The sequence below is a fragment of the Candidatus Kuenenia sp. genome, assembly GCF_039794105.1.
Classification (GTDB): domain Bacteria; phylum Planctomycetota; class Brocadiia; order Brocadiales; family Brocadiaceae; genus Kuenenia.
Genome location: NZ_JBDIWA010000003.1, coordinates 187,688 through 201,081 on the forward strand (window position 1 = coordinate 187,688; position 13,394 = coordinate 201,081).

The 13,394-nt window shown below is 41.8% G+C and carries 10 protein-coding genes, 1 pseudogene and 1 riboswitch; of the genes and pseudogenes, 7 read left to right on the forward strand and 4 right to left on the reverse strand.

Annotated features, from left to right (window positions below; genetic code table 11):
- Position 1: 1 nt before the first annotated feature.
- The 3 genes from ABJL82_RS03640 to ABJL82_RS03650 form a co-directional block, all read right to left on the reverse strand.
- Complete coding sequence (locus ABJL82_RS03640; protein ID WP_347273354.1) at positions 2 to 1,381, reverse strand: hypothetical protein; 1,380 nt, start codon at positions 1,379 to 1,381, stop codon at positions 2 to 4.
- On the reverse strand, positions 1,371 to 3,248 hold the full coding sequence (locus tag ABJL82_RS03645; RefSeq protein WP_347273355.1) for an efflux RND transporter periplasmic adaptor subunit: 1,878 nt from the start codon (positions 3,246 to 3,248) through the stop codon (positions 1,371 to 1,373). Before ABJL82_RS03645 ends, ABJL82_RS03640 begins: the two co-directional genes overlap by 11 nt.
- A 147-nt stretch (positions 3,249 to 3,395) precedes the next feature.
- Positions 3,396 to 4,079: a DUF4956 domain-containing protein gene (locus ABJL82_RS03650; RefSeq protein WP_347273356.1), complete on the reverse strand. Its 684-nt coding sequence runs from the start codon at positions 4,077 to 4,079 to the stop codon at positions 3,396 to 3,398.
- 250 nt (positions 4,080 to 4,329) lie between these two features.
- A riboswitch (cobalamin riboswitch) is annotated at positions 4,330 to 4,547 on the forward strand.
- A gap of 140 nt (positions 4,548 to 4,687) precedes the next feature.
- Between ABJL82_RS03650 and ABJL82_RS03655 the strand changes: the two genes are divergently transcribed.
- The 6 genes and pseudogenes from ABJL82_RS03655 to ABJL82_RS03680 all read left to right on the forward strand — a co-directional run bounded on the left by ABJL82_RS03655 (position 4,688) and on the right by ABJL82_RS03680 (position 10,296).
- The gene (locus tag ABJL82_RS03655; protein WP_347273357.1) at positions 4,688 to 5,458 is read left to right on the forward strand and encodes an energy-coupling factor ABC transporter permease; all 771 of its coding nucleotides are present in this window, start codon (positions 4,688 to 4,690) and stop codon (positions 5,456 to 5,458) included.
- 166 nt (positions 5,459 to 5,624) lie between these two features.
- Positions 5,625 to 5,804: pseudogene (locus ABJL82_RS03660) on the forward strand (cobalamin biosynthesis protein CbiM); the annotation flags it as partial.
- An 88-nt stretch (positions 5,805 to 5,892) separates the two neighbouring features.
- Positions 5,893 to 6,681, forward strand: a complete 789-nt coding sequence (gene cbiQ, locus ABJL82_RS03665) for a cobalt ECF transporter T component CbiQ (RefSeq protein ID WP_347273358.1) — start codon at positions 5,893 to 5,895, stop codon at positions 6,679 to 6,681.
- The gene (locus tag ABJL82_RS03670; RefSeq protein ID WP_347273359.1) at positions 6,675 to 7,577 is read left to right on the forward strand and encodes an ATP-binding cassette domain-containing protein; all 903 of its coding nucleotides are present in this window, start codon (positions 6,675 to 6,677) and stop codon (positions 7,575 to 7,577) included. The genes cbiQ and ABJL82_RS03670 overlap by 7 nt, the downstream gene beginning before the upstream one ends.
- Position 7,578: 1 nt before the next feature.
- A complete protein-coding gene (gene cobD, locus ABJL82_RS03675) occupies positions 7,579 to 8,673 on the forward strand; it encodes a threonine-phosphate decarboxylase CobD (protein WP_347273360.1) in 1,095 nt (364 codons plus the stop codon).
- An 87-nt stretch (positions 8,674 to 8,760) separates the two neighbouring features.
- Positions 8,761 to 10,296: a cobyric acid synthase gene (locus ABJL82_RS03680; RefSeq protein ID WP_347273361.1), complete on the forward strand. Its 1,536-nt coding sequence runs from the start codon at positions 8,761 to 8,763 to the stop codon at positions 10,294 to 10,296.
- Between the two features lie 77 nt (positions 10,297 to 10,373).
- Here the strand turns inward: ABJL82_RS03680 and hemC are convergent, their stop codons facing one another.
- Positions 10,374 to 11,315 carry a hydroxymethylbilane synthase gene (gene hemC / locus ABJL82_RS03685; RefSeq protein ID WP_347273362.1) on the reverse strand — a complete coding sequence of 314 codons (942 nt, stop codon included), beginning with the start codon at positions 11,313 to 11,315 and terminating at the stop codon, positions 10,374 to 10,376.
- 210 nt (positions 11,316 to 11,525) lie between these two features.
- Between hemC and dsbD the strand changes: the two genes are divergently transcribed.
- A complete protein-coding gene (gene dsbD, locus ABJL82_RS03690) occupies positions 11,526 to 13,361 on the forward strand; it encodes a protein-disulfide reductase DsbD (protein WP_347273363.1) in 1,836 nt (611 codons plus the stop codon).
- Positions 13,362 to 13,394: the final 33 nt, after the last annotated feature.

Sequence of the window (13,394 nt, forward strand, 5' to 3'; positions counted from 1 at the left end):
TTTATAACTCAATTTGCCCTAAGTCCGGGGAAAGATAATTTCGAATAGGGCGTCTGGTTAATTGCCCTGAAATATCCAGGTATTCAAGGTACTTTGTGTAAATTTCATATTGCTTTTGCTTAATGAGGATGTCCGTTTTAACAATGCTTTCCTGCATATCCAGCAGCATTAGCGGATCGACGCCTTCTGTTTCCATATATTTTTTTAGTGCTGATTCCGTGCCGCCAGTTGTTTTTTCTTCCATAAGCACATCATACTGCCGAAACATGTTGTTCATTTCCCCGGAAAGTAATCGCACATTTTCTCCCAGAGACCTTTTTAGTTCTTCGTGTTCGCCCTTTGCAGATAAAAATTGAAGTTTTCTGCGATTGACATCCATGCGGTTGGAACGAATGAAGGGGAGGTTTATGCCTACTCCAAAAGAAATTGAATCAGACGGACGGCCGCCTTCATCATTGTCATATGCGGCTTCAAAAAAATTGAGGTATCGCTTCCCCTCTGCTTTTTCAAGTTCAAGCATGCCTTGTACGATTTCTTTATCGTAATTGCTGTTTTTTAAATAAATGTTATCGTCGTCAACATGGTGGTCAAATTGCAGAAATGTTTTCCTCACCAGATCGACGCCGGCCAAGGTTTCTCCTTTCAGCGCAATCGAATTTTCTGTCTGCATACACAACCGGATTGATTCCTCAACGGCGCTTATTTTATTTTCCAGCCCGATAATCTCAATCTGTAACTCCACCAAAGTATCTTTCGCTTTAATAAATTCTGTTATCCTGAAATCAGGGGTATTTATCCTGCTGTTTAAAACAATCGCTTTATCTTCATGGACGAGCATTAGTTTCTTTTTCAAGTCCAGGTAATCCAATTCCTTCAACAAGTTTATTACCAGGATGTACCGTTTTTTTAATGCCCTGTGCAGGAGCAAATCATACTGCGTTCTATTTGATTTTACCGTTGCATGGTATACCTTTTCCCCTGCCTTTGTTTCTCCCTGTCCGTTAGGATACAAACGCAGGGAATAACGCTGTCCGGAATGTTCAAAACCCTCATCCGTTCGGGTTCGGAATTCGACCTTGTTAAGGAAAGGCGTATTTGGAGAAGTGGTGTGGAGAAAGGATATCTTTTCTTCCTGATTCTTTAAGAGAAAGTCGTTTTTTGCCGAAGACAGAAAATCCCCTATGGCAATCTCAAGTCCTGCTGAATTGCGGCATAATACCTGTGAAGAAACGAAGAGGGACAAAAAGAACACCGCAAAAAAAAAGAAATGCGAAGGGTGTTCTTTCCTGAGAAAAAGAGCAGTGCGTTGTTTTTCAATATAGCTTTGCTGCCGGTTAAACATAAAAAATACCTGAACAAAACATACCCATCTATAAATCATCGGCTATTTTTAATTCCATAATTTTTGAAGGATGATTGTCTCCATTATCAAAAGTAAGCAGCAGTGTATTGTCGTCCGGATTAAAAGTAACGCCTTCAGGTTTAAGGTGTTCGAAATGCCTCATATGGGTAAGGACGTCTTTCCCTATATCATAGACCCATAAGTCGCCGGCTCTTTTCTTTTTTCCGTTCATTCTGATTTTGCTATATGAAAGTATATATAAATTGTTCCTGTATAAAGAAAGGCCTGATATGCCCACCGGCGTTTTCGTACTGTTGTTTTGCAGCGAAAACTCTTTCCATAATTCGATATTCCCTTCCTCCAACAGTTCTTTATCGAAGACTTCGTGAATATTTCTGATCTTAAAGATAACTGCCTTTCCTTTGTTTAATGGCCATTTTAAACCAAGGTAAAGCGCATCTTCATGGTAAAACATCCCTTCGATATTCATTTTTATAGCATTGTCCCCATAAGCAATACATTGCGCCCATTGTGCATTTTTATCTTTCCCGGCAGCGACATTCAGCAGGTCATATAAATGAACTTTTTTATCCACTACAAAAGAATAGCCGCTCAGCTTTATTCTCAGAAGATGTTTTCTTTTGTCCGGAAGTTTTTTTTTATTACCTCCGTTGCTTTGTGAACACACAACAAAGATATTTCCCTCTTCATCTGTCGTAATGGCTTCCATATCGTCAATTTTGTTTACACCTTCTAAATAAACGGCGTCGTCGATGTTTCCTTTATTATTCATTACATAGAGTATTAATTGATCATTTTGTGTCGTATCGCTGATAACAAGGTATTTTTTTATATCTTTCAGATAGATAATGCCGGAAGCCTCAATATTAACGCCGCCGGTTAAAGACTGGTCTGCCTGTATGGCAACCGGTTCTCCGGGATTATTATTTACAGGGTATTTTTCAGCGACCGTTGCTCCGGCGCTGTTGTTTTCCGAAAAGAGGTAGCTCTTAACAATTTCTGGCGTGTGTTTTCCTGTTTCGTGTTCAACGATTATGATGACCTTTTCTCCTAATAAGAGACGGTTGTCTTCGGGGATTTTCACAAACACCTCTCTGCCATAAAGCGGTTGTGCGGAAAGTATATTTCTTAATCTGTTTGGATATTCAATGTTCCTGTGTCCTACTGCCACTACCTCGCCGGTCAGGTTGTATGAAGGGTTTGTAGCAGAGACGATTTTTGTTTTCTGCCCAACGTAAACACTGGAATACATATTTTCGGGTATATAGCCGGTTATGAACCCCGGTGATACTGTGTGAAGTTTCAAAATGGCGTCATGGGGAGAGACTTGCTCACCCGCCTTGCATAAGACGGTGCTAACCTTTCCTGATATAGGCGCAGAGACCGAGAGTTTGCGTTTTTCTTCCTCTAAAAGCGCCAATTCTTTCCCGAGTCTTTGGATTTGTGTTTCAAAAGGATTTTCGTCCGATTTCAGATTCCCTTCAATGATCTGTTCCCGGCCTTCCGTTTTGATTTGCATCGGGGTCTTAGAAACGGCACTGTTTCGGTAAGCGTAATATTTTTGCAGGCTTTTTAGTTCCGGAACGAGTTTTCTGTTAACGTTATAGTGCTCCTTAAGTTCTTTTAATTTATGGGAAATGTCATTTATGTCTTTGTCTAACCAGGAGCTGGCAAGCAACACAAGCGGATCACCCTTATTTACCTGCTGTCCGGGAAGGACGTATACCTCCTTAACTTCCACCGCCCTGTTTGAATTAATAACAATTTCCCTTGTTTCCGCAGCGCCATAAAAGGTCGTAGTTTCATTCCGGTGATTAAATGAAATTACTACAATTATCGCAACTGCGATAATCCATGAAATATAAAGGGGTTTGATGCTTCTCATTTATACTGTGCCTGAAATGCGGGAAAATGAAAATACCATTCTATCTCCAGATGTTATAGTCGTGCTTAATAATTGAGGTTCTTCTGCGGTATTCGGCTCAAGATGTTATTTGCGGGTTCCGGTTTGTAACCAGAACCCAACGTTTGTTTATAACTCTACCGTTTTTTCCTGCATTAATAAATGCACGCCGTTTATTGTTTCTATTTTTTTAAGGGCAGTGATAAAATCATCATTCCTTTTCCCCCTTTTCAGTTTTATATGATAGGCGTAATCAAGACGATTGCCCTGCGCCATATCGCGGAGTGTAATGAGCGCAAAGATTTTACAATAGTCATGAAGCACCTTTTCAAGCATATTTTTTGAAGAGGGAATGTTTTCAAGGTTAAACCGCAGCATGCCGTCAAAATAACTGGTTTGTCCGAATGGGGAAAAATACAGGATAACGGCAATAACGCAAAAACCAATGGCGCCGCCTGCCGCAATAGTATACCCTTTAACTCCTACAGAAATACCTGCCGCGAGGCTTGCAAACATGAAAATAATATCTCTTGGGTCTCTGAAATTGGTTCTGAACCGAACAATTGCCAATGCGCCAAGCATACCGAGCCCCCTTGCAAGGCTGTCCCCTATCGCCTGCATAACGGTTGCCGCCACTACGGAACTGAGGATGAGCGCCTGAACAAAATTTCTTGAGTAGGAAAGCCCCCGAAAGGTCTTCTCATAAGTAATTGCAATTAAGGTTGAAAGCACAAACGAAAGGAGTACGGCATAAATGACTGATATTGGCGTGGCATTGCCTGAATGTAGTTGTAATTTTAAAATATCTAACATTTTTAATGGTTCTCATTATTTGCGGAAAATAGTTTATCCATTTGGTTTTTTGAAATATATACAGTTACCGTATGCATGTCAATAGAATATGTGAGCAAATATAAGGGTTTTGCATGGTTGCCATTAACGCTGCAATTGATAAAATGCATGGTTTACAGTGAAGCGTTTTATTTTCCATTTGACAAATTTGACTTGCTCAAAGTAGAATCCCGAAAGTCTTTCATGCATCAGACCGCTCTTTTATTTACTATTACTATGTTCGATTACAGGTGATTTCTCATTATTGCAGAAATAAAAAGGGAATCCATGCCGCAAAACAGGATTTGCGGCGAGGAGCGGACCCGCCGCTGTAACCGGGGACGAACGTCACAACGCCACTGGAAAAGCCACTTAAAAGGCTTTCCGGGAAGGAGTGACCAGTAGAACGATCCGGGAGCCAGAAGACCTGCCTGTAATTGCTTCACGAAATCTTCGATGGTAAAGAAGGTGAAGTTTTTGAGTGTAATCATTTTTATGAGAATAGGCGGCAGGCTTATTTTTTCAATAAAATAGAAACCCATATCTTCAACATTGAAGGTATGGGTTTTTTTGTTTTACGGGAGAAAGTTTTGAAAAGTACAAAAATGTTTATGTTGATTATAGCAGTTTTTTTGCTCGTGTTCCTTGTTTCAGATAAGGCTGCATATGCAATGCACATTACAGAAGGAATTCTGCCTTCAGAATGGGCAGTAACATGGTTTGCCGTATCGATTCCTTTTTTAGGTATTGGAATTTACCATGTGAAACGGAAGAAAAGAGAGATGCATAGTTACCTGCCGTTAGTTGGCATGCTGGGGGCGGCAGTATTCGTTTTTTCGTGCTTTCCCGTTCCTGTTGTAGCATTAAACGGAATGGCAACATCACATCCATGCGGCACAGGCATGAGCGCTATTTTGCTGGGACCTTTTGTCAGTGTACTGATAGCGGGCATTGCCTTGCTTATCCAAGCCTTATTTCTGGCGCATGGCGGACTAACAACGCTGGGTGGGAATATATTTTCCATGGGTATTTTAGGCTCTTTCTCCGGATTTTTTGCGTTTAAAATAACCCGGCGCTGCGGCATGCCGTTGTTTTGGTGCGGCTTCTTTGCAGGGGTAATTTCTGATTTATTTACTTATTTGGGCACCTCTATTGAACTGGGATTGCTCGTGATAAATAATGGCGGGTCTTTCTTCAGGGCGACCGCAGAAATATTTGGCGTCTTTATGATGACCTCGCAGGGGGTCTTATGTATTGTGGAAGGCGTGGTTGTGGGGTTTATTCTGGTTTTTATAGAAAAAAGAAGGCCGGATATTTTGGTTCAACTTGGGATGATAAAGAAAAATGCAAAACCTGTTTAAACTTACCGTGTGTATCTTTTTTTTATTTTATTTGGCCGGGATGGTTTCATTTTTATCTGCGGCGCATGCAGATAATTTTGAGATGATTCGTGCAACCGAACATGAAAATCAGGCAAATGCCTCTGAAATGGCCGGAACAGTTCCTCCAGGTGAAGGCGAAGGCGCGTGGACCGGAATTGATGTGAGCATAGTAGGGAAATATGCCAGCCAGTATGGACGTCCACCCCGTGATCCTTACCTTAATACTGACCAGGGGGATTTGCTACTATTTGTATTCACCCTTGCCGGTGTAATAGGGGGCTTTGTTATAGGGTTTAACGTCAGAAAGATATTTTATGAGAAATAATGCAGTATCTTAAGAGGTAATGCCTCAGACCGGCAAAAAGGATTTTAACCACAGAGCAGAGAAAGTTTTTTAGAGAAGGTGTCTCATTATGGGATTTTTTCATCTCACATTTACCGACAGGTATGCCCGGAGGGATAACTGGTTGACCAGGATTGATGTAAGGGTCAAGTTGATCTATATCTTATCAATGCTGGCAATAAATATATGGGCAAAAAATGTTTTTGTGTCCCTCTCTTTTCTTTTCATATCGTTCGTTTTTCTGCTTACACTGAAAATTTCCCCTCTGACAATAATAAAAAAGATGGTATTGCCATTATTATTTGCGGTTATGATGCTCGTGGTCAAGGGGTTGCATGAAGGACAAGAGGAATGGTTTTCTTTTTCCGTTGGGGGATATATCATGTCCTTAAAGAAAGAAGGTCTTCTTGGCGGGCTGCAAACCGGAAGCAAAATACTTGGGGGGATTTCTCTGGTAATTTTATTTGCCTTTACTACAACAATGAGCAGGCTAAATGCAGGACTTAAATGGTTTCGCATGCCGGATACCGTTCTGGAACTTATGTCTTTTATGTATCGGTACATTTTCCAATTATTGGATGAAGTGTCTGCAATCTGGTTTGCGCAAAAGGCGCGTTTAGGGCATGCCTCATGGTTAAAAGCGATAAAATCCCTCGGGATTTTGGGTGGAATGCTTATTATCCGCGCTGTTGAAAGGGCGGAGCGTACTTCTGAGGCGATGTATGCACGAGGCTATAAGGGAGGATGTACATTAACCTGTCATTTAAAGCCCTTGGGTAAAAATGAATATATTTATTTCTCAGGGATGATCCTCTTTCTTCCTTTTCTTCTCTATGCGGGGAATATACGGATATGGTAATACTTCAGGCTAAAAATATCCGGTATAAATATTCGGATGGGACGCTTGCCCTTGGCGGGGTATGTTTGGATATTGAAAAAGGTGCATTTTTGGCAATCCTTGGGCCAAACGGGTCCGGGAAAACCACCTTATTGAAACATTTCAACGGTTTATTGAAAATACAAGAGGGGGAGGTTCTTTTAGACGGAAGGCCGTTACGGAAGCACCCTTCCCGTGAGATAGTTCAACGGGTAGGTATTGTGTTTCAGGATCCTAATGATCAATTGTTTGCTCAGACAGTACAGGAAGACGTGGCATTCGGGCCTATGAATTTAGGGCTTTCAAAGGAAGAAATTGAGCGGAGAGTGGAAGAGGCGTTGACGTTAGTGAATATGCGACACTGTGCAGATAAATTTGTCGGGTATTTAAGCTATGGACAGAAAAAAAGGATTTGCATTGCCGGGGTGCTCGCAATGAGGCCGGAAATTCTTATACTGGATGAACCCACGAGCGGTTTAGATCCAGCCGGAGTAACACAACTTATGAGGCTGCTTCAGAGACTTAACCGTGAATGTGGGATTACCATTATTATGGCAACAAATGTGGTAGATGTTGTGCCTGTTTACATGAGCAGGATGGCCGTTATGTATGAGGGAAATATTGTGTGTGAAGGCACGCCGGAAAACGTTTTCTCGAAAACAGAGGAATTGGAGAAGATGTATCTAGAATTGCCGCAAATAGCGCAACTTATGAGGCTGTTAAGGGATAAAGATTACATTTCAATGGCAAATTTACCCCTTACCATTGGTGAAGCAAGAAAATTTTTGGTACAAAAACTGAATGGGAGTCATACGGCAAAATCAGCCGCATTGAATATTTCAGAAGCCGGGTTTTCAGGCATAGAATCCGGAGTGTAATATGTTTAAGGGTCATGGCGGATATAAAGAGTATACCAATATACATAAAAAAAACGCAGTTCTTGATTTCAGCGCGAACATTAATCCACTCGGATATCCGGAAGGCGTGCACAAAACAGTTTTCGAAAATTTCGACGATATATTGCATTATCCCGATATTGATTGTTCCCGACTAAAAAAATACATTGCACGGAAAATAGCGCATTCTGCGGACGAGATTGTTGTAGGAAATGGCTCTACGGAATTATTTTATCTGGCGCCCCGCGCTTTAAAACCTGCAAAAGGAATTATCCTGCAACCGTCTTTCAGTGAATTTCCAGAGGCTTTAAAATGCAGCGGCGCAGAAGTCGTCCGGTATGCCCTGAATGACGAAGACGATTTTTCTTTCCACTACAATAAAAATTATTTCCAGGATGAAAAGGCGGGCATGCTTTTCCTCTGCAATCCGAATAATCCCACCGGATTATTAATTGAGAAGCGTGCGCTATTGGCAATGATACGACGGCATTCGAATGTAATGTTTGTAGTAGATGAGGCATTCATGGATTTTGTGGATGAGCCGGAGAGATACACGGTGATAAATGAAGCAGGCACACTTGAAAACCTCATTGTAGTGCGGTCTCTTACAAAATTTTACGGATTTCCGGGTTTGAGAATAGGATATCTCGTCGCCCACGCAAACGTAGCGGAAAAGCTTATGGAATATAAGGAACCATGGACGGTCAATACCTTTGCCCAATATGCCGCAATGGTTTCAATGGAAGACAATGCGTTTATTGCCGCAAGTAAAGAATTCATAAGAAACGAACGGGCGTTTTTATACAAAGAGTTGTCAAATATTCGAGGATTGATTCCTTATAAACCCGCAGCGAATTTTATCTTTGTTAAAATCAGCGCAGAAGGGATAAATTCTGTTTTTCTGAGTAAATGGATGCTGGAGCAGGGCATCGCTATTCGTGATTGTTCCAACTTTGACGGACTCAACGACGGGTATTTTCGTATAGCGGTTAGAACTAGGGAAGAAAATACAAAGTTAATCAACGTATTTAAAAAAGTCCTGTCCAGTCGGGTTTGCAACCCAATGTCATTAAGTTAAGCAGTCGGCAAATTGCAGATTGAGGATTGAGGATTGTTTTCGTATTTGTTTGGTTCTGGCTATGCCAGTTTAGGGACGTGATTATTTATGAAAAACAAATCAATAATGATACAGGGCACCGGTTCTCACGTAGGAAAAAGTATTCTTGTATGTGCCTTGTGCCGGATATTAAAACAGGATGGTTTTAGCGTGGCCCCCTTTAAGGCGCAAAACATGGCGCTGAATTCTTTTGTGACAAAAGAGGGCAAAGAAATGGGGCGTGCACAGGTAGCGCAGGCAGAGGCGGCAAAAACAGAGCCTGTGGTTGAAATGAATCCTATTCTTTTGAAACCTACTGGAGATTGTGGTTCCCAGGTTATTGTTATGGGAAAACCCGTTGGGAATATGACGGCAAAAGAATATTATCAAAAAAAGGGAGAGTTGGTTTCGGTTATACAGGATGCCTACACTGCCTTACAACGGCAATTTGATATTATCGTTATAGAAGGGGCGGGAAGCCCGGCGGAAATAAACCTGAAAGACGGCGATATTGTTAACATGGGAATGGCGAAAATGGCTTCTGCCCCGGTATTGCTCGTTACGGATATAGACAGAGGAGGGGCATTTGCCTGGATAGTGGGAACAATGGAACTGCTGAATACCGAGGAGAGGGAAAGGGTGAAAGGCATTGTCTTTAATAAATTCCGGGGGGATAAAAATATATTGAAGCCAGGGCTGGAGATGATCGAAGGACGCATCAAACGTCCCGTCATCGGCGTAGTGCCATATCTACATAATCTGAACATTGACGATGAAGATTCCGTTTCACTCGAAAGCTATAAGAACAATAACAATGGGGCAGAAAATAGGTGTTTGGATATTGTAACAATTAAACTGCCCCGCATATCTAATTTTACGGACTTTAATGCACTGGCGCAGGAAGACGATGTAAATATGAGGCTTGTGGATAATGCGGATGATATTGGCAAGCCGGATATGCTCATTATCCCTGGCACGAAAAATACCATAGGCGATTTGCATTTTTTGAAGGAAAGAGGTATTTTCAACAAAATCATAACCCTTTCAAATAGCGGAACGATGATTGTTGGTATCTGTGGCGGCTATCAAATGATGGGGAAACAGATTAATGATCCCTATCATGTTGAATCACAAGCGGACGGTGTGCAAGGTTTATGTCTGGTTAACAGCATTACTACTTTTGAAACAACAAAACAAACGTTTCAGGTAAAAGCAAAAGTTGGGGCGTACAAGGCATTCGCCGGCATGCAGGAGGACATTCAGGGGTATGAAATCCATATGGGAAGCACACGATTCGAAGATGCGGGCTCCTGTACGCCCTTTGCAAGGATTATTGAACGGGCGGGCAAGCAGGTTGATATCCCGGATGGGTGCGTATCCCATGATGGAAATATTATGGGAACATACATACACGGGATTTTTGATAACGACGGGTTTCGTTCCGGACTCTTATTTTATCTGAAACAAAAAAAAGGCATTCTTGCCACAAGAACCTCTTCCATAAATACCCAAAAGACAAAAGACGATAATTATAATGCGCTGGCAGAGTCAATCAGGGAAAATATAAATATGAATATGTTATATGATATATTGCAGATTCCATAACACAGCAATACCGCAACCAAAGATACCCCCCCACCGCAATAAAAAATCCGAATTTCGAATTTAACAATTAAAGGTGTTTATTTTGGAAAGTTCTGCCTGATTTCCTGTAAAATTTTATCGCCGCCATTGTCCAGCATCCTTTGAGCAAGTTCATTTCCAACCGCAACTGCTTGATTAGCAGGTCCCTTGTGACTGTCCCGTATAGTACGTTCTCCGTCAAGCGTACAGATAACCGCTTCGAGGTATACTTCATCCTTAAGTACTTTGGCATGCGCTCCGATGGGAACCTGACATCCGCCCTGGAGTTTTGCCAATAAAGCACGTTCCGCCTCTACTGCAATCCTGGTGTGCAGATCATCCATTTTCGACAGTATTTTATTCACCCGTTCATCATTTTTGCGTATTTCTATTCCGAGTGCTCCTTGTCCTACGGCGGGTAACATAATTTCAAAAGGAATGATTTCACTGATCTGTCCGGTATAGCCTATTCTTATCAAACCTGCATGGGCAACAATAATACCATCTAAATCGTCAGCCTCGAGTTTCTTAATACGGGTATCAAGGTTGCCCCGAAGATCTACGATTTCAAAGTCGGGCCTTAACGCAAGGAGTTGTGCCTTTCTGCGCAAGCTGCTGGTACCGATACGCGCATTTCCCGGCAGTCTTTCAAGGGTGACGTTTTTCGCACTTATGAGAACGTCGCTGGGATCAACCCGCTTTGGCATTGCCCCGAGGGTTAATTTCTCAGACACCTCTGTAGGAATGTCTTTTGCGCTATGCACAGCAAGATCAATTTTTTCCTTAATCAAGGCAACTTCCAGTTCTTTGGTAAAAACGCCAACGCCTCCCAGACGTGACAACGGCACATCGGTAATCTTATCTCCGCTGGTAGATATTTTTTTTATTTCAAATTCAACACCGGGGTTTAATTTCTTGAGTTCTGAAATAACCCAATTTGTCTGGGTCAATGCAAGCTTACTTCCCCGCGATCCAACGATAATAGGTTTTCCTTTTGGCAATGCAAATACTCTCCATTTAAAAGGTTAAATAGTAATAACATGCACATGTATTTTTAACTTTATTTAGTGTAGCGATAATAGCATAATACACCGTATGAGTCAAACTCCTTTGTTAACGGAGAAATTACTTTTGATAGATTAGAAAATGATAAAGTCCGTTGTCTTTTCATTTTCGATAAAGGAAGATAAAGGAAGATAAAGGAAGGGATTATGAAAACCACCATATTCAAAAGAGTTCTTTATAGTTTGTTATTATGTATCGTTATTCAAAATTTTTCGTTTGCCGATGATCTTCCCTTCAGTGTGCATGTTGCGGACGCACCGGGCGAGGTTTTCGTTGGAGATCAAATCCCCATAACGGTAATTATTACCATTGCTCCGGGGCATTACATTTATAAGGATCAGGTAAAACTGGTAAGCAGCGAACCTTACCTCTATGAGGTTTTTTTTACAAAACTTCCTGAAGGAAAAACAAAAACAGATCCCTTTCTGGAGAAAGAAGTAAGCTTCTACGAAGGAGAGGTCGCGATAGCTGCGTATGTACAATTGACGGATAATGTGCCTGTAGGCCCTTATACGGCTCGCCTGAAGGTACACTATCAGGGATGTTCCGATACAATTTGTTTCGCCCCAAAGACGGATGAATTGCTCTTGCCATTAAAAATCAATCTCTCCCCGGACATAACTTTCACGGGGAAAGCTGAAGCGGAAGATGTCTCGCGTGTATTGCAAAAAGAGGATGCAACCTCGGACGTAAGCGATATGCAGAAAACTATCGAGGATAAGGGGCTTATTTTATCATTTATTTTTATTTTTCTGGCAGGAATAGGCTTGAGCTTTACCCCATGTGTATATCCAATGATTCCCATTACCGTGGCGGTAATTGGCGGACAGGCTTCCGGCGAGCGGCAGGGAAGAAGAAATTCCCTGAGGGCATTCCTACTGTCTTTGATTTATGTGCTGGGCATTTCCATTGTATATGCTGCGTTGGGAGTAACGGCAGCATCAACCGGCGCACTGTTCGGCGCCGCATTACAAAGCCCGTGGGTTATTGGTTTTGTTGTGGCGGTATTTGTAGCGCTCGCTATGAGTATGTTTGGATTTTACTACTTGCGCGTACCGTCTTTTATTTCAGACCGGCTTGGCGGTAAAACAGGAAGGGGCGTTGCCGGTGTTTTTGTCATGGGTTTGATTTCAGGAATTATCGCGTCGCCGTGTATAGGCCCTATTCTTGCAAGTTTACTGGTATATATTGCGAGTACTGGAAATATCTTCTTAGGTTTCTGGATGCTGTTTGTCTTTGCGTGGGGATTGGGAGTTCTACTTATTGTGCTGGGAACTTTTTCAGGCGCAGTAAAGGCGCTTCCCAGGTCCGGCGCGTGGATGGAAACCGTTGAGCGGATATTCGGTTTTCTTTTGATAGGAGCGGCTTTTTATTACCTGCGGCTCATTATTCCCGAAGGGGCTTTTATTATTTTACTCGGCATTTTCCTGATTGTTGCCGCGATTTTTTCGGGAGGGTTTGATAAATTAACATTTGACAGCTCTCGTTTTCAGCATGCAAGAAAATCATTTGGCCTGATAGCATTTATCTTCGGAGTATATTTTTTACTTGGATACATGGTAAACAAAGGATTCATTTTGCCGCCGCTATTCACTGATACAAATACCAGAATTGGCAGTGTGAACAACGCGGAAATACATTGGATTACAAATGAAAAAGAGGGTTTGGAAATAGCAAAAAAGGAAGGGAAGACGGCAATAATTGATTTCTGGGCGTCGTGGTGTTCTGCCTGCATGGAATTGGAAAAAATCACTTATGTTGATCCGCGGGTAATAGAGGAGTCGAGGAAATTTGTCAATATTAAGATAGATGCTACAAACGCGGAAGATCCGGAAATAAAAAAACTTTGGAAAAAATACAAGATTGTCGGTTTGCCAACGATAGTGTTCGTTAATAAAGAAGGCGTCGTCCTGAGGGACAAAACAATAACGGGTTTTATCGATGCAAAAAAATATTTGCAAGCGCTAAAAAGCGTGGAATAGCGCTAGTTGGCCAACGGAAAGGTTTTATTTTGG